Source organism: Desulfuromonas sp. TF, assembly GCF_000472285.1.
Classification (GTDB): domain Bacteria; phylum Desulfobacterota; class Desulfuromonadia; order Desulfuromonadales; family ATBO01; genus ATBO01.
On sequence record NZ_KI421413.1, the window covers coordinates 524,480 to 547,432 of the forward strand.

Below are 22,953 nucleotides of genomic sequence, written 5' to 3' on the forward strand. Positions count from 1 at the left end.
GGCCCTGCTCTGCTATAGTATTGGCGAACCCCCTTTGCCTTAACCGGTTCTCATCCCTTCAGCCATTGGAATCTTATGCCCGAGTTCGCCTTTCTCCAGGACCTCCTGCTGCTCCTCATCATGGCTCTGGCCAATGCCTGGCTGTTCAGCCGTCTGCGACAGTCGCCGATCATCGGCTATCTGGCCACCGGAATGCTGGTCGGCCCCTACGGCCTGCATCTCGTCCAGGGGATCCACCAAGTCGAGGCCATGGCCGAGATCGGCGTCATCCTCCTTCTCTTTACCATCGGCCTCGAATTCCCCTTTTCACGCATTCTCAAATTAAAGCGGCCGATGCTCATCGGCGGCACGACTCAAGTAGCGGTGAGCGCACTGCTGGTCTATGGCTTCTCCCGGCTGATGGGGATGTCGAACAGCGCCGCCAGTGCGCTTGCCATGGCCCTGGCCCTCTCGTCCACAGCCATCGTCCTCAAACTGCTTCTTGAGCGGGGAGAAATGGACACGGCACAGGGGAAATTGTCCCTGGCCATCCTCCTGTTTCAGGATCTTTGCGTCGTCTTTTTCCTGGTGTTCCTCCCACTTCTGGGCGGTCATGCGGACGGCTTTTCCTGGCTGGCCATTTTTCAGGCGGCTGGACTCATGGCTGGATTGTCACTGTTCGCACGCTTCCTTCTGGAGCCTCTGTTGCGGGGTGTTCTGCGGGTCCGATCTCCCGAGCTCTTTCGTCTCACCCTTCTGGCTCTCGTCCTCGGGACGGCCTGGATCACCTCCCATGCCGGTCTTTCCCTGGCACTGGGGGCCTTTCTTGCCGGGCTGTTTCTCGCCGAGTCGGACTATTCCCACCAGGCCCTTGCCGACATCCTCCCCTTTCGCGACACCTTCCTGGCACTCTTCTTCGTCTCCATGGGGATGCTGGTCGATGTCCGCATCCTGGCCCAGAACTGGCACCTGGTCCTTGGATTCTTTCTCCTTCTTTCTCTGCTGAAGGTCGGAGCCGGCACGGCCGCCGCCCTGCTTGCCGGCAATCCTCTGCGAATCGCCCTTCTGGCCGGTCTGATCCTTTTTCAAGTCGGGGAATTCTCTTTCGTTCTCCTCAAACAGGCACTTGGGCTGGGACTGATCGCTACGGCGCCCTATCAGCTGGCCCTCTCCGTGATCGCCCTTTCGATGGTCGCCACTCCTTTGCTGATGCCGCGGGCTCCTGCGCTGGCCGCCGGCATTGCCGGCTTCCTTGGCCGCCGAACTACGGATCTGGAAGCAGAGACGAAGGAGCGCACGGCGAACCTCGAAGGCCACGTGATCATTGCCGGCTACGGACTTTCGGGGCGCAATGTCGGAAGGGTTCTGCGAGAAATGCAGATCCCCTATCTGTTTATCGAGCTCAACAGCGATTCGGTGCAGACCGGGCGCAAGGCGGGTGAATTTATCGTCTACGGCGATGCCACAGCGGCTGCGGTGCTGGAGGAACTCGGAATCAAAAAGGCCCGGGCAATGGTTCTGGCCATCAACGATCCCGCCGCATTGACCCGGGCTATCCGCATCGGCCGGGAACTCAACCCGGACCTCTACATTCTGGCCCGCACTCGTTATATCGCTGAAATGGACTACTTGCGGGAACTGGGCGCGGATGAAATCATACCGGATGAACTCGAATCAAGCCTGCAACTCTCGGCCTACCTGCTGCAGCGTTTCGGAATCGCCGAGGGGAAAATCATGCTGCACCTGGCGCAATTGCGTCGCGAACATTACAGCCGGCTTCGTCCGGATGGGCTCGGTGAAGATGAAGCTCGACCGCTCTCTGTCCTGGAGGGAGGGCACATCGAATTCCAGGCCGTGCCCGACAACTCTCCCTGCCTGGGACGAAGCCTTGCCGAACTGGCCTTCCGCAGCAGAACCGGAGCCATGGTCATGGGAGTGATCCGCAGCGAGCGGACTCTCTATAACGTACCACCCGATCTCTGCCTGGAGCGGGGGGACACCCTGATGCTGCTCGGCAACGCCGAGGAGATCCGGAGGGCTCGAAACCTTCTGCACGGAGAAATGACCTGAAATCACATCCGAAATCAATTTCTTTATTTTTCAGCCATTTAGGCCTATTTGACAAACCCATTCCCGGTGTTAAAAGTAAGGACGAGCGATGAAAAACATTTCGCCCCTTCGGGGGTGTCGGGTGGTCAAATATTCCTTAAGAAAGGAGCAAAACTAATGAGATATATCCTTCTGACAACAGCCATGACCTTTATCGGGGGGCTCTTTACCGCGGGTCTGGTGCTGGGGGCCGGCGAGGCCCAATATGGCAGCGGTTCACAGATGGAAAAAGAGCATAAGCAGCAGCAGTACGGCGCGCAGGAAGGGCAGCAGCAGCAGCAGCGGATGGCGGGCCAGCAAATTGATAAGAAACAGGTTCAGGAACTGCAGAAGAAGCTGAACGAGGAAGGCTTCAGTGCTGGACCGGTGGATGGCATCATTGGTCCCAAGACCCGAAGCGCCCTCCAGGAATTCCAGAGAGAAGAAGGTCTGGCCGCCTCCGGTCAACCCGACCAGGAAACCCTCGAGGCTCTTGACATCGAGCAGGAGGAATTCTTCGGAGTTTCGCCGGAATTCGGCGAAGAGAAAGAGCAGCAACGTTCAGAGGAACAGATGCAACAGCAGCGCCAACTGGAGCAACAGCAGGAGGAACCATTTCAACAAGAGCGTCAGCCGGGTTCCGGAACCATGGAAAACAAATAACCCGTAACAGCAGGACCACCCTTAAATTTTGCCAGGACGAAAATGTCCTGGCTTTTTTGTGCCCGCCGCCCGACGTCAACCCGTGCAGATCGCCTTTACTCGAAGACCCCGCAATCATGCAATTTTCTAGTGACTCAAAATTTTTATTTCTATTTCAATAACTTAGGACCTGCGTATTTTTCTCTCGCTCTATTGACATCTCTTCGGGCACGGCTAAAGTGATGCCAAAGCGAACCGAGAACAAGCATGGCATTGGGAAGCCGCGGGGCGGTCGCTTTCTGAAAGGAGCTCGACACATGAAAAGATCAGCACTGATAAGCATGGTCGTTGCCATGACCCTTCTAGCCTCCGGAGCTGTATTCGGGATGTCCCACGAGAAGGAAGAGGGAATGGGAGCAACCACCGGAATGCAGCAGTCACAAGTCTCTCAGCAGTCGGACCTGGCTCCCATGGATCAGCTCAGCAATTTCCAGGTCCAGAGCCTCCAGGGTGAAAACCTGGGGCAGGTTCAGGACGTCATCGTCGACCTGAATGAGGGTCGGATCGGGTATGTGGTGATCGGTTCCGGGGAACTGGCGGAGACCCAGAAGTACATCGTTCCCTGGAAAGCTCTGCAGCCGTCAATGGAGCAGAACGCACTGACCCTGACGGTGGATAAGGCGCAACTCATGTCCGCTCCGGAGGGGGATATCCAACAGGCCCTGACACGACAGGAAGGCCAGGAAATTCACCAGTTCTATGGTGTGGCCCCCTACTGGGAGGAAGGAGGAATGGAAGAAGTACATCCCGATCCGTCCCTTCAGCCGCAGCAAGAGCTTCAGCAGCAGGAAATTCCGCGACAGGAACGGCAACAGTTGCCGAAGTGAACCCTCAAGCAGGAAAACATCCGCGCTCCGCCCCGCAACTTGACTGAACGAACAATGGCCGGGCTGTCATCAGCCCGGCCATTATTTTACTCGCTACTCGGATTCCGGTCGCCTCAGCGGGCCCTCAGATCCGACTCAAGCTTAGCCATATGCATCATCTCCCGATCATCGAGAATGGCCCGGGGAACAATCACCGTCACTCCGACCCCTTTCGCCAGCAACTCCAATGCTTCGCTATAAGCCTCGAAGCCGCTTGCGCCGATTGGCGGGGCGGGAATCTCTATTTTCCCCAGTTCGAGAAACTTGATAATCTCATCCAGGTGGGCCATGCCGATGGTCAGAATCGCCCGGGGTTGCGCAATGTTTCCCTGACGGTACTCGCTGTCGATAGCGGCAGGGATGCTCTGCAGAATGGCAGCGGAGCGGCGCTCCTGCAGGTATTCGAGTTCCAGACCAAAAGATTCGAGCAGGTCGCCGCCGTTCTGCAAACCGGTATGAAGGTATTCCCTGACATTCCGATACATCTCTCTGTCTTCGACCTGTTGCAGACCGACGCCGTAATTCCTGTGCAGAAGCAGGTCGGCGTTTACGAAGGTCGACGTGTCGGCCAGGGTTTCTTCCAGCGCCGGGCCGTCGAGTCGGACTGCCGCATCGAGGATTCCCGCTCTGCCCTTCCGGCCGAAGAAGCCCTCTGGAAGAAGGAGTTCGACATGATGCTGCCGGATGAGCCATTCCCCAATCCGGTAGGTCTGTACCTGGGATGGGACGGTATTGACGCCGTTGTTTCCGGTGGAGGAACTGCGATGGCTGTTGCCGATGATATAAACCTGAATGGGGCGCTCAGGATTCTTCTGATAGATGACCTCCCCGAATTCGCTGGGAAGACCGGCATCTGTCAACTCTTGCCGGGCGTCCAGCGACGATGAGGCCGCGAGGGAGGTTCCGCCCCCTGCAATCGTGGCAAGGAGAATCAGGATGAAAGGAAAAATCGGAGATTTTTTGAGGGAAATTGTCATATCTGCAACTCTCTCAGGTTAGGGTTCGGCCATAGAGAGCTGCAGATTCTTTTGGAGATATTGCAGATCATCTCTGGCAATCCCGCTGTCATGGGGGTGTCAACCCTTTAGACCGGTGATTTTGCGCCTCCACCTTTCGATGGATTTGCCTTTTTCAGATTTTGCTCAGGGGTTTTATCCCGTGAACGTCTTAGACAATGTGCCATAAAACTCCTTTCCGAGTCAATGCCTACCAAAGTTATTTTTCTCTATTTTTCAGCACCTTAGAATTAATGTAGGCTCTTTCACGAAACACTGACTGCCGATCCGGAATAAGACTTTTATTCCGGGAGGAGGTAAAATAGGACAGATCCGGAAACTGCCGCAGCCGTTTCTTGCGTGTGGAGCCGATCCGAAAATCATGAACGGAAAAGATATCCTCCTGATCGCCAACCCCGGGGCAAAGGCGGGGGATTCAGACCTCAGCAAAGCCGTTGAGTTTATGCGCGGTCGCGGTTTCGTCGTTCATCGGGAATTCATCGATGATCCCCGGCAAATCACAGAATTGATCGAAAGATTCGCCGGCGAGGTCGACGGGGTGGTGCTCGGAGGAGGCGACGGAACGTTCAACAGAGCAGCGGCGGCGCTATTGAAGTGCGGGAAACCGCTGGGCATTCTGCCCATGGGAACGGCCAATGATCTTGCCCGCACGCTAGGGATCCCCCTCGACCTCGTTTCAGCGGCAGGAATCATTGCCGAAGGGCATACCCGCCGCATTGATCTGGGCTGCGTGAACGATGACGTATGGTTTTTCAATGTCGCGCACATCGGGCTGGGGACCCTGGTCACCCGGCGCCTTTCGGCGGACAAGAAACGGCAGTGGGGAAAGCTCAGCTATCTGCGCACCTTGCTGGAGGCCTGGCGGTCCGCTCGCCCTTTCGGGGTCGAACTGAATTGCGACGGCCACCGCGAACATTTTCGTTCAATCGAAGTGGCCGTGGGAAACGGTCGCAGCTACGGAGGCGGAATGACCATCGCTTCGGAGGCTCAAATGGACGATCAGGTGCTCCATCTATTCAGTCTCGACCCGCAGAGTGTTTTTCGCCTGGCGGCACTTTTCCCGGCGCTGTTCACAGGCAATTACGGGGAAAAAACGAAGGTGAGATTCCGACGCGGACGCACTATAAGCGTGCGCACGGTCAAACCTCTCAAGGTGGTCGCCGATGGGGAAGAGAGAACCAAGACGCCGGCACGCTTTACGATCAGGCAGAATGCCCTGAGCGTCTTCGTTCCGGCCGAATCGAAAGACCAGGAGAGAAAAGATGCTGCGAACTGACCAGGAACTCGCTCTTGACGATGTAACCGAGGCAAGCAAATACGCCGTCGATCAATTTGAGAAGCTGGCCGAGATGCCTCAGGAACCGACGCTCTGCGACCTGATCAAGGATTTCGGAAACGCCCATCGCCGGCATGTCTCACGTCTCGAGGAGACAGTTCGCCGCATGGGCAATCTGCCGTCTGCGCCCGATCCCGACCGGGAAGCCTTCAGCCGGCTGGCGACGCGGGTGAAAGCCGCTCTCGCCGAAGACCGGGACCGGGTCGTGGCGGAGAGCTGCAGCGAAATCGAAACCCGCATCATCGACGCTGTCCATCAGGCGCGAAAGAAAGACCTTTCGGACGATATCCGCTCCCTTCTGGCCGATATCGGCGAGGACTGCGGAAAGATGCTCCAACGGCTGGAAGACTACCTGCAATCCTGAACCGCTCTGGCATACCTTCGCCCGAAGGAGTTTTCTGTCCAGGTTTGGGAGAAGAGTGACATGGGGTGGACTCTGGAGGGGATCAGACCTGAGGGGAGATGTCCTTCTGCCGGTCCGCGTTGTTGCCTTCGAGTTTCTCCGCCAGGCTCCCTTGTTCCACGGCTTCATGGGCCGCCGCGGGAGTGGGCCGCCAGATCGACCTGGTCGCCCGGAGCTCCGGTTCGCCCTCCCTCATGCGCTCGGCCAGGACTCCGGAAAGGGCTCTCGGCGAGATGAAACCCTTATCGGCGGCATGCTTTGCCATGGCGAAGCTGTCGGCAGCCAGCAGGAGAATGCTGCCAGCTGCGGCGACATCCTCCGCCAGAACTCCTATGGCCCGGCGACGCATCGGGTTGGCTTCGATGTTGCGGATATAGACGGCCAGGATCCTTCCCGGATTTTCCCGGACCACCCGGCTGTAGATTTCCGGATCGTGTTGGCCGCTGTCGCCGATAAGAACAAAGGGCAGATTATTGTAAATAGAAAGCATTTCCCGTATCAGTGCGAGCTTATGCCCTCGCGCGCCCCGGGGAAGGGGATGGCGCAGGGAAAGGTTCCATTTTCGCAGGAAGAGGATGGGTCCGACGGGAATGCCATGGATGTTGAAAAACTCGTCCAGGACCTCGTAGAGGCTCCAGGGACCGCGTGAAACATAGAGCAGCGGGTTCATCTCATCCCCGCCGGCTCCGCCATGAAGAGCCCTGTAGAAGGCGGCGACTCCGGGAAAGGCGATTCTGCTCCGAGGCCCCTGGGTGAACAGACGCCAGAGCATCATAATCTTGTTGGCGACGCCTGTGAATATCACCGTGTCATCGATGTCGCTGATGACCACAAAACGAGATTCATCCCTCGGAATGAACAGGTCGGCCTCGGCTCGAACATTGGATCCTGCGGGAGAAATCAACTCCAATTCCATGCAGTGCCAGTACCGGTCCGCCGGCGGCGGCTGAACCGGCTTAAGAAGGACACGGAAGTAGCCGTCCCGGTCGGTGACCACCTTTTTCTCGGCCCCGCAGAATCGGGCCGCCAGAACGGCGTTGGCGCATCCACGCCGCACAAGTCTCCGGCCGATATCGAGGATATCGCGACCTACATTTTCCTCAAATCCCCCGGAACCGGAACCCTGCCCCCTGAACACCCGTCCCATGAGGAAAACACCTGCATGGGAGCCGTATCCCCTGTACGCCTGAATGACAAGTCCCCCTCGGCCGCGAGCATGCCTTACCGGGCGGGCAAGCACCTTCAGGGCTCGTCGGAGTCCTTTACGGATTCTTCTGATCGCATCAAGGATGACCATTGATCTTACTCATTGCCGTGATTGACGTGCTAGTGTCCCGATTGGTTAATACCGTCCATTAAATTCTGGTCCCTTTGGCCGCTTGCTGCGTTGCGTCTCCTCGGCTTAGCTCAGGCTAGGCCTGCGGCGACGCGCCTTGCCTGCAACCAAAATGCCTCAGAATTATCTGAATGGACTAACCAAACGGGACACTAGCGTCCGGAAAACCTCTCGTCCGGTCCCTGTTTTTTCTCCCGGGTCCTGCGATCCACTTCCGGCGGCACCTGGAGGTATACGTCTTCCTTGGTCCACTCGTGCTGCTGTCCGCATTTTGAGCACACGATGGTGCGGTAATCGAATTCGGCCTTTTCGAAGGTATCGGCATCAACGGAAATCCCCAGTGAAAGTTCCTGTCCGGTGACCGGACATCGATAGAGCAGTTCGGGCATGATCTTTCTCCTCGGCTTGTTTGACCTGAAAACGCCCTTTCTTCATGAGGTGGTTCCGGATGAAACTTGGCGGACCAAAACAGCCATTACTTTTAACACGATATCACCACTGATTTTTTCGGCAAGGGGTTCACGGATCCCACGGTCGCTTCGACGGCTTCGCTGATTTGACATCGCCCTTCTTGCTGATATGCAGGGTAGTAGACGATCCGGAGGCACACCTGGACAGTTTTTACGTCTTTCTCACCTCCGAAGACGCCTCCTACATGACCGGGCAGGTCCTGCACCCGAACGGAGGCGATTTCATATCCACCTGAAAGAGAGGAGTCAGACATGCCCAAGGGTAAGGATCACGGACCGACCATCAAGGATGACGAGCGGTACGAAAAACTGCGCGAGAAGGGGATGAGCAAGGAAAAAGCCGCCCGCATCGCCAATACGCCTCGCAAGGAGGCCGGCAAGAGAGGTGGCAAGTCCCCGAAATATGAGGAATGGAACAAGGATGACCTGTATGAGAAAGCCAGAGAGGTCGGCATCGAGGGACGCTCGAAAATGGATAAGAGCGAGCTGATCGATGCCCTGAGACATCACTGAAGGTTCCCTTTGAGCCTGCCTCCGCTGTGCAGAGGTTTCGGGCCGTGAGCCTGAGAGAAGCGAATGTGAATGGGCCGAAACATCTGCACGGCGGGGAGGACTGCTCAGACCGGAATTACTCGAGGTTCAATGTATTTTTCATCCCTTTCGTCAGTGACTGACGCACTTCGAAGAATCCTTCCCAGGGATCGGCTCCGATCCGTGCCAGACGCCGCGGCAGGTTTTCGATCGTGTAATGGTCAGGGCGGATCGCCGGGATAAGTTCCTCCCACCGCAGGGGTGTCGATACCGTCGCACCGGACCGGGCCCGCGTCGAGTAGGCCGCCACGGCGGTAGCCCCACGGCTGTTGCGGAAGTGGTCGATGAAGATCCTCCCCTGTCGCTTGCTTTTGCTCATGGTGGCCACATACTTCCGCGGTGATTCCTCGATGAGACGTTCCGCCACCGCCCGGGAGAAGGCCTTCACCTCCTCCCATGAAGAGCGGCGCAGGAGAGGAACCACCACGTGAAGCCCCTTGCCGCCAGTGGTCTTGAGAAAACTTCGCAGCCCCAATTCCCCTAGAAGGTCGCGCACTGCAAACGCACCCTCGATAACCTTTTCCCAGGAAATACCCGGATCGGGATCGAGGTCGAAGACCATGCGGTCCGGCTGCTCCAGGCGGTCCTCCCGGCTGGCCCATGGATGAAATTCCAGCACCCCGAGCTGCACCAGGGAGATCACCCCCGCCAGATCGTCCACGACGAGGTAATCACGCTCCTCTTGCTTTTCCCGGATGGGGACGATGCGGGTGTGTTCGGGGCTGCCATCGGCGAAATGCTTCTGGAAGAAGCACTCCTTGTGCCGGCCCTGGGGGCAACGAAACAGGGAAAGGGGACGGCCGGCAAGATGCGGCACGACGAAATTTGCGATCCGCTCGTAGAATTCGGCCAGCGCCCTCTTGGTCACCCCCTGGTCGGGGTATAGAATGCGCTCCGGATTACTCAGCCGCACCCCGGCAACCATCGGGACCGCTTGCCGGGGGGCACGTTTCGAAGTTCCGGTGCTCGCGGGTTCATTTTCAGCCGGGGCAGACAACCTGTCCGGATCTTCGACCGCCTCCTCAAGCCGGATCTCCGTCGCCGCCTTATCCTCTCTGAGCCCTTTATAGGAGGGATGGCGCAGCCGCCCGTCCTGGGTCCAGGAGGTGAATTCGACCTCCGCCACCAGCTCGGGGCGCACCCAGTGGACTCCGCGCGCTTCGGCGCCCGCGGGGGGATTGACGAAGGGGGGCGACGCCCTTTCGAGAGGCTCCAGCCGCCGGCGCAGCTCCCTCAGCACCTCCTCGCTGAAACCGGTGCCGACCTTGCCGGAAAAGACCAGCTTCCGAGGCGTCTCGTAATATCCCAGGAGCAGAGCGCCCAATCCGCTGCGTCCGCCGCCGGGATCGGAAAAGCCGCCGATGACGAACTCCTGGCGGTTCAGACATTTGACTTTGCGCCATTGGCTGGAGCGTTTCTGGAGGTAGGTGCTCTGCGCCCGCTTGGAGATGATCCCCTCCAGGGCGAAACGACAGGCATGCTGAAAGACCTGCTCCCCCCTTCCGGTAAAATGATCGCTATAGCGGAGAGTGCCCCCCTTCTCCGGGGGAGGAAGAAGCCGACGCAGCAGCTCCTTGCGCTCGGCAAGGGGCACCCGGGTGAGATCGTATCCCTCGTAGTGGAGGATATCGAACAGGAAATAGGTGAGCTCCCCTTTCTGCCGGTTGCGCAGGAAATTCTGCAGAGCCTGGAAATCGGAAATGCCTTTCTCATCCAGGACCACCATCTCGCCGTCCAGGATCGCCTGCGTGAGCGGAAGAGAGGCCGCTGCGGACGCCGCTTTGCTGAATTTCTCCGTCCAGTCCTGCCCCCGACGGGTTAGGAGTCGAACATTGCCCCGGTCGATAAAGCAAAGAAGGCGGTAACCGTCGTATTTGATCTCATGCAGCCATTGCTCCCCCGGGGGAGCTTCCTGAACCGCAATGGCGAGCTGCGGCTTGACCTTCTTCGGCATGGGGGCCTTTCTGACCCCGGGCAGACCGGCGGGCTCGATCGAAATCACCGCGGGGGCGACTTCAGGCCGGGATTTATCATCCTCTCCGGATACGGCTCTCCCCTCTTTCCAGACGCTGTCCGCCGCCCCGGCGATCCCCTCCATGCTCCGGCCGCTGGCGATGCTGGTCAGCTCTTCACGGGTAGCGGAGTATTCGCCTTCGACACGCGCCATCTCGTCGCGCTTTTTGATCAACAGCCAGTTCTTCTCCTCCGGGTCGGCTTTCCCCCCCAGACGCGCCAGGGTCCAGCTCCCCTGAAGTCTCTTTCCGTGCAGCCGGAAGGACAGGTGCCCCTTGCGAAGCCCCGCTTCGGGGTCGCCGATCGATTCCCACTCCCCCTGGTCCCAGAGCATGACGGTCCCGCCGCCGTACTCCCCGGCGGGGATGATCCCTTCGAAGGAGCCGTACTCCACCGGATGGTCCTCCACCTGGACGGCGAGCCGCTTTTCCTCCGGATCGAGGCTCGGCCCCTTGGGGAGCGCCCAACTCTTGAGCACCCCTCCGAGTTCCAGGCGCAGATCGTAGTGGAGGCGTCTGGCAGCGTGCTTCTGAATAAGATAAAGACGCCCGGAAGGGCTTTCCGCGAGCTTTCCCTCCGGCTCTGCAGTCCGGGAAAAATCGCGTTTACGCTGGTAGGTATCGAGTTCCGTGGATTGCCTGTCCGTCATGGGAGGCCAATCAGAATTAACGGCTTCATTCATCTATTTAGAGTCATTTTTCTCCGGTCTTCCGTTTCTTCTCGCTCTCCTTCCGTGAGGTACCAGCCGGTTTTCCGGATCCTTTTCTTTTGGGGGCTTCCCCCTTCTCTTCGGCTTTCCTTTTCCGGCCCCCCTCCCCCTTCCCTTCAAGGCTTTTCTTCAGCAGGGCCATCATATCGATGACTTTTCCGCCTTCGGCCTCGGCTTCAGCCTTTTCTTCGGGCAGAGCCTCGGTCTTCCCTTCCCGGGCCTTCTTCTCGATCCAGGCCATCAGGGCGTCGTGGTATTCATCGTGATACTTCTCCGGCTCCCATTCGGCCGCCATGGATTCGACCAGGGTTTCAGCCAGGTCGAGTTCCTTGCGGGTCACCTTGAACTCTTCGAGATCGCCGTGGGGGATCGCATATTCGCCGAGATCCCGCAGCTGCTGATGATAACGAAGCAGATCGAGGACCAGGGCATCCCCTTCGGGAATCAGAGCGGCCAGGTATTCTTTCGTCCGGATGACCACCCGGGCGATGCCGACCTTCCCCTTGCGGCGCAGCGCCTCGCGCAGAAGGACGTATCCCTTTTCACCTCCCTTGCCCGGGACGAGGTAATAGGGTTTGTCGAAATAGGCGTAATCGATCGCCCGGAGGTCGACAAAATCCTCGATTTCGATGGTTTTGGTGGCTTCGCGATCGGCCTGTTTGAAATCCTCGTCACTCAGCAGGATATAATTTCCATCCTCGAATTCGTATCCCTTGACGATCTCGTTCCACGGCACCTCCTCCTCGGTGACCTCGTTGACCCGCTTGTACCTCACCCGGGCGTGATTGCGGCTGTCGATCATCTGAAAATGCAGATCGGACTGACTTTCAGCCGGGAAGAGGGTGATCGGAATATTGACCAGACCGAAGGAGATGCTTCCTTTCCAGATGGGACGGGGCATTGCGAACCTCCTGCTCCGAAGGCTTGAATCCAGTCGGCGTCTTTGTCAACCATAGCCTCCTTGAATCCTACTTTATATCCGTAGCGCCTTCTGTCAACCTTGGACACAGTGCTCTAAAGCCCTATTCCTTCGATCTTTTCTCCGCAAAAACCGCATTTCCCACCCTCGGTACGGACCTGCCCGAGGCGGAATCCGCAACGCTCGATGACCACCTTCCCACAGGCGGGACAGAAGGTGTTCTCCCCTCCCTCCCCGGGGATGTTTCCCTCGTAGACATATCGAAGGCCCGCATCGATGCCTATTTGCCTGGCTTTGCGCAGGGTGGCGGCCGGCGTGGGGGGACTGGCTATCATCTTATAGGTGGGATAGAAGGCGGTGACGTGCCAGGGGACGTGGGCGCCCAGCTCGTCGGCGATGAAACGGGCGATCCCCTTGAGATCGGCCTCGCCGTCGTTGTGGCCGGGAATGATCAGGGTGGTGACCTCGATCCAGATCCCCAGCCGCCGGTACTCCTTCAGGGAGTCGAGCACCCCCTGAAGGGTGGCGCCGGCGACCTCCCGATAGAACTTCTCCGAGAACCCCTTGAGGTCGACATTCGCCGCATCGAGGAAGGGGGCGACAGCTTCCAGCGCCTCGGGAGTGATGTAGCCGTTGGTGACAAAGACGTTGCCGATCCCCTCCCTGGAGGCGAGGGCCGCGGTATCATAGGCGTATTCGAGGAAGATGGTCGGCTCGGTGTAGGTGTAGGCGATGCTGCGGCACCCTGCCGCCTTGGCCCGGCGGACGATCTCCGCAGGCGGCAGATCGTGGCCGGCTATGGGGCGTCCGGTGTGCGGCCACTGGGAGATGTCGGCGTTCTGGCAATGGAGACAGCGGAAATTGCACCCCACGGTGGCGATGGAGAAGCTTTTGGAGCCGGGATGATAGTGAAAGAGGGGTTTCTTTTCAATGGGATCGACGTTCTCCGCGATGCTCCTGCCGTAAACCAGGGTATAGAGGACTCCCTCCCGGTTCTCCCGCACCCCGCAGACCCCTCGTTGACCTTCGGCGATGAGACAGCGGAACCGGCACAGGGAACATTTGACTTTCCCTTCGGCGGCTTTGTCCCAGAAACGGGCCTCATGCAGCTTCTCCATGGCTCCTCCTTTCCGTTAGGAGGAAGTATATCAGAAGGAGCGGGGGACGGGGGACGGGGGGGGGAAGGGAGGCTGATCAAAAATGCCCAGATGCAAGGCGCCCGATATCCTGAGGAATAAGGCGTACCGTAAGGTACGTCGTTGACGAAGGATGAGGGCAACGCCGCAGATGGGCGTTTTTCATCAGCCGCTGACTAGAACATGAACCGCCGCATGCTGATATTGAGCAGCAGCCCCACGCCGATCATGGTGGTGATCATGCTCGTTCCTCCGTAGGAGAATAGGGGCAGAGGCACTCCAACCACCGGCAGAAGGCCGATCACCATCCCGAGGTTGACCACCATATGCCAGAAGAGCATGGCCACCACGCCGAGGGCCAGATACATCCCGAAGCGGTCACTGGAGCGGCGGGCGATGTAGATCCCCCAGAGAATCACCAGAAGGTAGAGCAGGAGCAGGACCAGGCACCCGGCAAACCCCCATTCCTCGGCAAACACGGAGAAGGCGAAGTCCGTGTGCCGCTCGGGAAGAAAGGAAAGCTGGGACTGGGTCCCCTCCATGAATCCCTTGCCGAAAAAGCCGCCGCTGCCGACGGCGATCTTCGACTGGATGATGTGATAGCCGGAGCCGAGGGGATCTCTTTCGGGATTGAGAAAGGTGCGGATGCGCTCTTTCTGATAGTCGTGAAGCAGAAACCAGCCGCCGACGGCGGCGGCTGTTCCAAGCACCGAGAGGACCGCCAGCGTGCCCCTGCGGATGCCGGCGAACAGGGCCATGGTGCCGCCGATGAAGAGGACCAGCATGGCGGTGCCGAGGTCGGGCTGCTTCATGATCAGCAGGGCGGGAAATCCGAGAAGCAGAAAAGGAGGCAGCAGCTCAGAAAACGTATGCCCCCGGAGATTCCCCCTATCGCCGAAATAGCGGGCCAGGGTGATGATGATCACGATTTTCATGATCTCGCTGGGCTGCAATTGGAAAAACCCCAGGTCGATCCAGCGAGTGGCGCCCATGCTCGTCTTGCCGAAGAAAAGAACGAAGAGGAGCAGCAGGATGTTGATCCCGTAAAACAGGAATCCGAGGTACTCCAGATGGCGGTAATCGAATATGCAGATTGCGAAAGCGATCAGCAGGCCGATCCCCAGCCAGGAGATCTGCTTCAGATAAACGGGGGTCGCCGCGGACCATGAGGCGGTGGCGCTGTAAAGATTGAGGATGCCGACGCAGGCGATCAGACCGATCATCAGCAGCAGCACCCAGTCGAAATGGGTCAGAAGTCGCCGGTCAAACATGGCTTTTCAATCTCCGGCATCGCCCGGTTCTCCGACCGGGGTTTGAGTTCCGAGACCGAAATAGGTCTCGAGAATGTTCCGTGCGATGGGAGCCGCGGCACTGCCGCCGTGCTCCCCGTGCTCCACCACTACCGACACGGCGATTTCGGGAGCCGCAGCCGGAGCATATGCGACGAAGAGGGCGTGGTCGCGAAAACGATAAGGCTCCTCTTTTTCATCCTTCTCCTTCTCCTTCTCCTCATCGCTCTTGAGACGCACCACCTGGGCCGTACCGGTCTTTCCGGCCACCTTGACGCCGTCCAGCCGGGAAGCCCACCCGGTGCCGTGCGGCGCATTCACAACGGCCTCCAGCCCCCGGCGCACAGCCGCCAGGTTTCCAGGCCGCAGTTGGACCGTATTGGATATCATCCGCTCCGAGGGAAGCAGCTCCTTCCCCTGCCAATCTTCGACCCTTTTAATCAGGGTCGGCTGCAGGACCGTGCCGCCGTTGGCGACCGCCGCCGTCATCACCGCCAGTTGGAGCGGGGTGGTCAGGACGTAACCCTGGCCGATGGCCGCGATGACCGTCTCTCCGTTATACCAGGGAGCGCGGAAGCGCTTTCTTTTCCATTGTTTGGTAGGGATGAGCCCGTCCTTTTCCCCGTCCAGGGGAAAACCCGTGCGTGCGCCAAGCCCCAGGGCAAAGGCCATTTCGGAGAGGCGATCTATTCCCGTCTCAAGGCCGGCCTTGTAAAACCAGACGTCGCAGCTCTCCCGAAGGGCTTTCTCCAGGTCCGTCCGGCCATGCCCCCTTTTCTTCCAACAGCGGAATTTGCTGTCTCCAAGGGTCATGCTTCCTTCGCAGTCATAGCTGGTCGACGGAGTCACGACGCCGGCTTCGAGCGCCGCCAGCGCGGTAACGATCTTGAAGGTCGATCCGGGCGGGTATTGTCCTTTGATCGCCTTGTCCTGCAACGGGTGACGGGGATCCTGCAGCAGTGCGATCCATTCAGGCCCGGTGATGCCGCGAGCGAACAGCTCAGGGTTGAAGGCCGGACGGCTCACCAGAGCGAGGATCTCGCCGGTACGCACATCCAGAACGACGGCGCTTCCGGCCTGGTCGCCGAACGCCGTCTCGGCGGCCAGCTGCAGGTCGTGTCTCAGACTCAGATACACCCGGTTTCCCGGCATCGGTTCGCGAACGATGAGCTGTCTCAGTTCCTTGCCCTTGACATCCACCTCCAGGCGGCGCTGCCCTTCGCTGCCGCGCAGGTAGGGTTCCAGAAGGTTTTCCACTCCGCTCTTGCCGACGAAATCCCCCCCCCGGTATCCCTCCCCTCCCCGAGTCTGCAGCTCCCGTTCGGTGATTTCCCCCAGATAGCCGAAAATGTGGGCAGCGAAATCCGCATAAGGATAAGCCCTGATGGAGCGGACCTCGGTAAGGACTCCGGGGAGATCGACAGAATTCTCCTGAATGCGCTCCATGGCGTCCCGTCCCACATCTTCCGCCAGCGGCACTGGCCTGTAGGCCGGAAACCCGACGCCGGATTTCCAGTTCCTGCCCAGCGTTTCCGTATCCGCATCGAGATAATACGCCAGGCGCTCCAGCAGCAGATCCTTATCATCCATATCCTGGCGCATGATCGCAACGTCGAAGGAAGGGCGGGTGTCCACCAGCAGCTTTCCGTCACGGTCGAAGATCGGTCCGCGCGCGGCGGAAATGGGAAGATAGCGTATGCGGTTCTTTTCCGATAGTTCGGAATAACGCTCGGTATTGATGATCTGCAGATACCAGAGCCGGCACAGAAGGAGGAGAAAGATAGCGACAGCAGCCAGGGAAATCAGCAGAAAGCGGTTTTTGAGGCCGGGAATCGCCCATTCCGAGTCAATACTCATAGCGACTGTCCAGACGCTGCAGTCCCGGGATCCGGGTGCGCGGGAAAAAACGTTTTTGCAGCCGGGTGATACCCATGATCAGGAGATAGGCCGTCGTCAGGTTAAGCAGAACCTGTGAAAGCAGGTGGCCGAGAATGATCGACCAGAGGGGTCCGGCATCGGCGAAAAAACCGAGGGGGAAGATCAGTATCCCCCCGTGAAAGAGGGTACCGCAGAAAACCATGAACAGCAGCAGCACGGAACTCTCGGTGTTGAGCTGGCTGGCGACGCCCCGCACCGCCAGAAAGGTGACCAGAAAGGCCGTTCCATAGAGCCCCGGAGAGCTGCCGGCGAAGACGTCGAAAAAACAGCCGAGGAGATAGCTGAGTCCGGCACCCTGAAGATATCTCTCGTGCAGACCCAGGTAGACGATGAGGATCAGGAGTAGATCCGGTTTGGTTTCAAAGGGGAGAATCCGGGGAAGCAGAGCGGACTGGAGGAGGAGGAAACCGAGACCTGCGAGGAAATAGGCAAAAACCCGGGTCATGGATTCTCCTTCAGCAGAACCAGAACCTCTTCGAGTCGGGCGAAATCGACGACGGGGGCGACCGTCACCGTCTGAAACAGGCCGTACTGTTCGCGGGCCGCGCGGGTCACCTCCCCGATCACCAGGCCCTTGGGGAAGACCCCACCGGTTCCCGAAGTGACGATCCGGTCGCCGACTTCGATGTCCTTCTGCCGCAAGGCGAAGTCGAGAGTCAGAATGTCTCCCTGTCCGCGCACCACGCCGCGGGTCCGATTGCGCTGAACCAACGAAGCGACGGCGGAAGAAGCATCGGTGAGCAACAGAACCCGTGATTCGCGGGGCGCGCTGCGGATGATCCTTCCGACGACACCTTCGGCCGCCACCACCGGCATTCCTTCCCGGACTCCGTCCGTGTTCCCTTTATCGATGACGACCGTCCTGAACCAGCTCGAAGCGTCTACGGCGATCACCTGGGCCGGAAGGGCCGGGAGATCGACCGAGTCCCTGAACTCGAGGAGACGGCGCAGGCGTTCGTTGGCCAGGCGAATTTCCTCGACATTGTTGAGTTCGGCCGCAAGCCGACGATTCTCCGACTGCAGGCGGACATTCTCCTGTTCCGTATCCATAAGCCATAGATACCGGTTCCACCCTCCGACCAGAGATTCCGAAACCGCATCCACTCCCTTGAATAAAGGAGAGGTGATCTGCAGAACCGTTTTTTCGAAAAGGGTGGTCCTCCCCCGCTGCCGCAGATTGGCGGAATAAATCAGCAATGCCGTCAGAACAAGGAAGCCCGCTCCCAGAGGTGTGCGGTATTTTCTGAACAACTCCAGCATGCAATCATTCTCAACAAGAAAAAGGAGGGCCGCTAGAGGGCCCTCCCTGACCGCGTGGCGCCGCGGCTATAATCCAGCTCCGCAGACGCCCGGCTCTCAGGAGGTGACGGTCACCCGTTTGAGCAGATCGAGCTCATCCAGCACCTTGCCGGAACCGAGGACCACACAGGACAGGGGGTCTTCGGCGATGACCACCGGCAATCCGGTTTGATCCCGCAGCAGGGCATCCAGATTGCGCAGGAGGGCTCCGCCTCCGGCAAGCACGATTCCCTTGTCCACAATATCCGCGGCCAGTTCGGGGGGAGTCCGCTCCAGGGCGATGCGCACCGCCTCGACGATGGCATTGACCGTCTCGCCGAGTGCTTCCTGGATTTCAATGGAATTGATCTCCAGCGTCTTGGGGATGCCGCTGACCAGATCCCGCCCCTTGACTTCCATCTTTCGCACTTCCTCATCGGCGTCGGGGTAGGCGCTGCCGATCTCTATCTTGATCTGCTCCGCGGTCCGCTCCCCGATGAGGAGATTGTACTTGCGTTTCATGTACTGGACGAGAGCCTCATCCAGCTTGTCGCCGCCGACACGGACGCTTTTGGCGTAAACGATCCCGGCCAGCGAGATGACGGCCACCTCCGTGGTACCTCCGCCGATATCGACAATCATGTTTCCCGACGCCTCGGTGATGGGAAGTCCGGCTCCGATCGCTGCGGCCATCGGCTCCTCGATCAGATAGACTTCACGGGCACCGGCCGATTCCGCCGATTCCTTGACCGCCCTCTTCTCCACCTGGGTGATCCCCGACGGAACGCAGATAACGATCCGGGGGCGCACCAGTGTCTTGCGGTTATGGACCTTCTGGATGAAATAGCGAAGCATTTCCTCGGTGATATCGAAGTCGGCGATGACGCCGTCCTTCATGGGACGAATGGCGACGATGCTTCCCGGAGTGCGGCCGAGCATCTTCTTGGCCTCCATTCCCACGGCCAGAACCTTCCTCTGGCCCATGGAGTCCTTCTGCACGGCCACCACCGAGGGTTCACTGACGACGACTCCCTTGCCCTTAAGATAAACCAGGGTGTTGGCAGTCCCGAGATCGATGGCAAGATCGTTGGAAAACACCCCCCAGATCGCGTTGAAGAGGTTGAACATGTTTCGATTATCTCCTTTCGGACGGTCGCAAGAGGATGTTTTCTTCCCCCCTAAGATGCCGTTCACACTAACAAAAACGCCGCTTATTTTCAAGGTGTAAAAGGGAAAAAGTTATTGCAATTGAGCCCCTGATTGTCTAACATGCCTCCCTGTTGCAAAATGGCGCATAAGCCGAAAAAAGGAGTGCTCATAGATGCTGGATCTGATCCGGAAAAAAAAGAAATCAGTCATTGTCAAGGTCGTGTTCTGGACGATCATCGCCGCTTTCGTCGGAACGATCTTTCTGGTCTGGGGCAAGGGAAGCGACCAAGGGGGCCAGGGCGTCTCGGTGGCGGTCACGGTCAACGAGACCAGGATAAGCTTCGAGGACTACCAGAGAGCATACAGCAATCTTTATCGTCTTTACCAGAATATTTACCGCGACCAGTTCACGCCGGCCATGGAAAAGCAGCTGCGGCTGAGGCAGCAGGCTCTCGATTCCCTCATTGACGAAACCTTGCTCCTGCAGGAAGCCGGCGACGAGGGTCTCGAAATATCCAAAAAAGAGCTGGTCGATTCGATCGCGCAGATTCCCGCATTTCAGGAAAATGGCGTTTTCAGCAAGGACCGCTACCTGCAGGTTCTGAGTTACCAGCGCCTCACCCCCGAGGATTTCGAGGCGATGCAGCAGCGTCAGCTTCTGATTGAAAAGATGGGGGAAAATCTTCAGAGCGGCATCGCGGTCACCGACGAAGATATCGAGCAGGAGTACCGCAACCAGAATGAAAAGGTGAATCTCTCCTTTGTCAAACTGCCCCCGGCCCTTTTCGAAAGCCGCGTCAAGGTGTCCGAAGAAGAGCTGCAGAACTATTTTGCCGATCACCGCGAGGAATTCCGCATCCCGGAATCCGTCGCCCTGCGCTACCTGCAGTTCGAACCGGACCGCTATGCGGATCAGGTCACCTTCGATGAGGAGGAATTGAATAAGTACTACCGGCGGCACCTGGATCAGTTCGAAATCGAAGAGCAGGTGAAGGCCTCTCACATTCTCCTTCGCGTCGATGAGAATGCCGACGAAGCCGTCCGGGCAAAAAAGAGGGAACTGGCGGAGAAAATCCTCAAGGACGCACGCGCCGGCAAGGATTTCGACAAACTGGCCCGTACCCATTCCGACGATGCCGGCAGCGCCTCCCAGGGAGGAGATCTCGGTTACTTTAGCCGGGGCGCCATGGTCGCTCCATTCGAAAAGGCGGCCTTTGCATTGAACCCCGGGGAGATCAGCGAAATCGTCGAAACCCCTTTCGGCTACCACATCATAAAAGCCGAGGAGTATATCGAAGCGGGGGTCAAACCTCTTGCCGACGTCCTGGATAAGGTCAAGGAAAGTCTCAGAGAGGAAAAAGCCCGCCAGCTGGCTTTCGAGAAGGCGATGGATGCCTATAACATCAATCGCAGGACCGGCGATCTCGAATCGGCCGCCGCCGCCAACAATCTTGGGATTAAGGAAACCGGTTCTTTCAGCCGCGGAGAGCCCATTGACGGCATCGACAATGCCGAGGAAATATCCTCCGTCGTCTTCAACCTGAAGGAGGGCGAGCTGCACCAACCGGTCAATCTTCCGCAGGGGATCTTCCTCTTCAAGGTGAAGGAACGACGGGAGAGCCGCCTCCCTGAACTCGACGAGGTGCGCTCCCGGGTCGAGCAGGCCTTCCGCAGCGAGAAGAGCAAGGAACTGGCCGGACAGGCCGCCGAGGAAATCCTGGCCGGACTCAAAGAAGGCAAAACACTGAAGGCGCTGGCCGGCAAATTCGGCGTCAAGGCCGAGGAAACCGACTTCTTCACCCGCTCTTACGGAGCCTTCGTGCCGCGCCTCGGCAGTGCCGAGGACCTTGCATCCGCCGCATTCACCCTCACCCAAGAAGAACCCGTGGCGGACGAGGTTTTCACCGTGGACGGTAAATTCGTGGTGGCCAGGCTCAAAGAAGTCCAGCCCGCCGACATGAACGTCCTCGACCAGACCAAACGGGAGGAGATCAAGGGAACCCTTCTCTCCCGCAAACAGGAAGAAGCGCTCAACAGTAAACTTCAGGAACTCAGGGAAGCGTCCAAGATCGTCATCGCTCCCAACCTGCAGACCTCTTTCGAAAGAGAATAAGCGATGTCCATGATCGTAAAAGAGACCGATTTTCCAGACCTTCAACTGGTAAACCGAGGCAAGGTGCGCGACATCTACGACCTCGGCGAGCATCTGCTGATCGTCACTTCCGACCGCATTTCCGCCTTCGACGTCGTCATGAACGAAGGCATTCCGCACAAGGGCTTTGTCCTTACTCAGATCTCGAAATACTGGTTCGAGCAGATGACGGACATCATTCCGAACCATATCGTCGCCACCGAGGTGAATGACTTTCCGCAGGCGGCGCTCAAATACCGGGACCACCTCGAAGGGCGCAGCATGCTGGTAAAAAAGGCCGCTCCGCTGCCCGTCGAATGCATCGTCCGCGGCTACGTCTCCGGCTCGGGATGGAAAGAATACCGCCAGAAAGGCAGCATCTGCGGAATCGACCTGCCGTCCGGACTTGTCGAAAGCCAGCAACTGCCGGAGCCGATCTTCACTCCTTCCACCAAGGCTGAACTCGGCGAACACGACGAGAACATCACCTTTGCCCAGGCCGTGGAACTCTGCGGCGAGGCCTTGGCGGAGGAAGCGCGGCGGGCGACCGTGGACATCTACAAGAAGGCTCGCGGCATTGCCGACGCCAAGGGAATTATCATCGCCGACACCAAGTTCGAGTTCGGGATGTACGAGGACAAGCTGATCTGGATCGACGAGGCCCTCACCCCGGACTCCTCGCGCTTCTGGCCCAAGGACCAATACCGCCCCGGCGGACCGCAGCCCAGCTTCGACAAGCAGTTCCTGCGCGACTACCTCGAGACCCTGGACTGGGGGAAGAAGGCTCCCGCCCCTCCGCTTCCGGAGGAGATCGTGCGCAAGACCTCGGAGAAATATGTCGAGGCGATGACCCGGTTGACGGGGCTCACGCTGTAAGGCTTGAAAGATGACATCATTAAAAAGGCCGGAGAGTTCGTCTCTCCGGCCTTTTTCGTTTACATCCCCTCGCCGTCTTTTCCGCCGACGGCTCAGTCACCCCCCTTATGACAGTCTAATTTGCCCTCCCCTTTCGCACGAAGATCTCCCGGGGGGGAGCCAGCAAGGCACTCTGCCGAAATCCACCTGGCGCTATACTATGGGTACGATGCAGGGAAAGGATAAATCGATGAAAACATTGATCATGCTTGCACTTGTCAGCCTGTCAAGCCTAAGTGGAGCCTATGCAAGTTCATCAGGCTTCGGCTCGGAGAGTTTTCTCATCGATCTGAAAACGACCCTCAGCGATCTCGACCTCGAGGTTTCGAAGCATCAGACAGGCCGAACCGCCATTGTGGCCATACAGAACAACACCCCCCAAACGGGTCATTGTCGGGCCAGGTTTCACATCGGGCCTGAGCTTCCGAGATGGAGGGAGGGCAGTGTTGCAGGATCGGAACATCTCATCCTGGCTCACACGGCAAAACGACCGGTCATCCGCATGGAGGTTTGCTGGAGTGCTCCCCTTTGCGCTGACCCAGGCGTCCCTTCCGATTCTGGAAAGTTTACTGCCACCCCGACCACTGGAGAAGTCGGCCCGTTCAAGGTAGGTGTTAAGTGCCATAACATCGTGGACTAAAAAATGTGCCACGACATCGTGGACAAAAGTTCTCTGACAATCGAATAGC

Annotated in this window: 20 protein-coding genes, 1 pseudogene and 1 riboswitch; of the genes and pseudogenes, 10 read left to right on the forward strand and 11 right to left on the reverse strand. The window is 58.5% G+C overall.

The annotated features are described in order from the left end of the window. Positions 1-75 precede the first annotated feature (75 nt). From DTF_RS0105025 to DTF_RS0105035, 3 genes are all read left to right on the forward strand, one after another. Complete coding sequence (locus DTF_RS0105025) at positions 76-2,049, forward strand: monovalent cation:proton antiporter family protein (protein WP_027714433.1); 1,974 nt, start codon at positions 76-78, stop codon at positions 2,047-2,049. A 48-nt stretch (positions 2,050-2,097) separates the two neighbouring features. Then, complete coding sequence (locus DTF_RS0105030; RefSeq protein WP_162148593.1) at positions 2,098-2,730, forward strand: peptidoglycan-binding protein; 633 nt, start codon at positions 2,098-2,100, stop codon at positions 2,728-2,730. 296 nt (positions 2,731-3,026) lie between these two features. Beyond that, entirely contained in the window at positions 3,027-3,596 is a 570-nt protein-coding gene (locus DTF_RS0105035) for a PRC-barrel domain-containing protein (protein ID WP_027714435.1), read from the forward strand. Between the two features lie 113 nt (positions 3,597-3,709). Here DTF_RS0105035 and DTF_RS0105040 read toward each other — a convergent pair whose 3' ends face one another. Continuing rightward, positions 3,710-4,612, reverse strand: coding sequence for a hypothetical protein (locus DTF_RS0105040; RefSeq protein ID WP_027714436.1), 903 nt, complete (start codon positions 4,610-4,612; stop codon positions 3,710-3,712). A 72-nt stretch (positions 4,613-4,684) separates the two neighbouring features. Further along, positions 4,685-4,772: riboswitch (cyclic di-GMP riboswitch) on the reverse strand. Between the two features lie 240 nt (positions 4,773-5,012). Here DTF_RS0105040 and DTF_RS0105045 point away from each other — a divergent pair. Then, positions 5,013-5,927, forward strand: coding sequence for a lipid kinase (locus DTF_RS0105045; RefSeq protein WP_027714437.1), 915 nt, complete (start codon positions 5,013-5,015; stop codon positions 5,925-5,927). Beyond that, positions 5,914-6,351: a DUF2383 domain-containing protein gene (locus DTF_RS25200; RefSeq protein ID WP_051360914.1), complete on the forward strand. Its 438-nt coding sequence runs from the start codon at positions 5,914-5,916 to the stop codon at positions 6,349-6,351. The genes DTF_RS0105045 and DTF_RS25200 overlap by 14 nt, the downstream gene beginning before the upstream one ends. A gap of 82 nt (positions 6,352-6,433) precedes the next feature. Here DTF_RS25200 and DTF_RS0105055 read toward each other — a convergent pair whose 3' ends face one another. Further along, positions 6,434-7,687, reverse strand: a complete 1,254-nt coding sequence (locus DTF_RS0105055) for an App1 family protein (RefSeq protein WP_027714438.1) — start codon at positions 7,685-7,687, stop codon at positions 6,434-6,436. Between the two features lie 191 nt (positions 7,688-7,878). Continuing rightward, positions 7,879-8,115: a hypothetical protein gene (locus DTF_RS0105060; protein WP_027714439.1), complete on the reverse strand. Its 237-nt coding sequence runs from the start codon at positions 8,113-8,115 to the stop codon at positions 7,879-7,881. A 233-nt stretch (positions 8,116-8,348) separates the two neighbouring features. Between DTF_RS0105060 and DTF_RS27735 the strand changes: the two are divergent. Continuing rightward, positions 8,349-8,432, forward strand: a pseudogene (locus DTF_RS27735) (NAD(P)-dependent oxidoreductase); the annotation flags it as partial. Positions 8,433-8,448: 16 nt separating this feature from the next. Further along, on the forward strand, positions 8,449-8,709 hold the full coding sequence (locus DTF_RS0105070; protein WP_027714440.1) for a Rho termination factor N-terminal domain-containing protein: 261 nt from the start codon (positions 8,449-8,451) through the stop codon (positions 8,707-8,709). A 115-nt stretch (positions 8,710-8,824) separates the two neighbouring features. On the opposite strand, the gene ligD is transcribed toward DTF_RS0105070, so the two are convergent. The 8 genes from ligD to DTF_RS0105110 form a co-directional block, all read right to left on the reverse strand. Continuing rightward, positions 8,825-11,449 (reverse strand): DNA ligase D, encoded by a 2,625-nt coding sequence (gene ligD / locus DTF_RS0105075; protein WP_027714441.1) that lies wholly within the window; start codon positions 11,447-11,449, stop codon positions 8,825-8,827. A 43-nt stretch (positions 11,450-11,492) separates the two neighbouring features. Beyond that, positions 11,493-12,410 (reverse strand): Ku protein, encoded by a 918-nt coding sequence (locus tag DTF_RS0105080; protein ID WP_027714442.1) that lies wholly within the window; start codon positions 12,408-12,410, stop codon positions 11,493-11,495. A gap of 113 nt (positions 12,411-12,523) precedes the next feature. After that, positions 12,524-13,537, reverse strand: coding sequence for an AmmeMemoRadiSam system radical SAM enzyme (gene amrS, locus DTF_RS0105085; protein WP_027714443.1), 1,014 nt, complete (start codon positions 13,535-13,537; stop codon positions 12,524-12,526). A 203-nt stretch (positions 13,538-13,740) separates the two neighbouring features. After that, entirely contained in the window at positions 13,741-14,835 is a 1,095-nt protein-coding gene (rodA, locus tag DTF_RS0105090) for a rod shape-determining protein RodA (protein ID WP_027714444.1), read from the reverse strand. A 6-nt stretch (positions 14,836-14,841) separates the two neighbouring features. Next, positions 14,842-16,710, reverse strand: a complete 1,869-nt coding sequence (mrdA, locus tag DTF_RS21995; RefSeq protein ID WP_051360921.1) for a penicillin-binding protein 2 — start codon at positions 16,708-16,710, stop codon at positions 14,842-14,844. Next, a complete protein-coding gene (gene mreD / locus DTF_RS25205) occupies positions 16,700-17,236 on the reverse strand; it encodes a rod shape-determining protein MreD (protein ID WP_051360923.1) in 537 nt (178 codons plus the stop codon). The genes mrdA and mreD overlap by 11 nt, the downstream gene beginning before the upstream one ends. Then, complete coding sequence (gene mreC, locus DTF_RS0105105) at positions 17,233-18,051, reverse strand: rod shape-determining protein MreC (protein WP_027714445.1); 819 nt, start codon at positions 18,049-18,051, stop codon at positions 17,233-17,235. The genes mreD and mreC overlap by 4 nt, the downstream gene beginning before the upstream one ends. 96 nt (positions 18,052-18,147) lie before the next feature. Beyond that, positions 18,148-19,197, reverse strand: coding sequence for a rod shape-determining protein (locus DTF_RS0105110; RefSeq protein ID WP_027714446.1), 1,050 nt, complete (start codon positions 19,195-19,197; stop codon positions 18,148-18,150). Positions 19,198-19,390: 193 nt separating this feature from the next. Between DTF_RS0105110 and DTF_RS0105115 the strand changes: the two genes are divergently transcribed. The 3 genes from DTF_RS0105115 (at position 19,391) to DTF_RS0105125 (ending at position 22,904) form a co-directional block, all read left to right on the forward strand. Then, entirely contained in the window at positions 19,391-21,331 is a 1,941-nt protein-coding gene (locus DTF_RS0105115) for a SurA N-terminal domain-containing protein (RefSeq protein ID WP_027714447.1), read from the forward strand. 3 nt (positions 21,332-21,334) lie between these two features. Beyond that, complete coding sequence (locus tag DTF_RS0105120; protein WP_027714448.1) at positions 21,335-22,225, forward strand: phosphoribosylaminoimidazolesuccinocarboxamide synthase; 891 nt, start codon at positions 21,335-21,337, stop codon at positions 22,223-22,225. A gap of 229 nt (positions 22,226-22,454) precedes the next feature. Then, a complete protein-coding gene (locus DTF_RS0105125) occupies positions 22,455-22,904 on the forward strand; it encodes a hypothetical protein (RefSeq protein WP_027714449.1) in 450 nt (149 codons plus the stop codon). Positions 22,905-22,953: the final 49 nt, after the last annotated feature.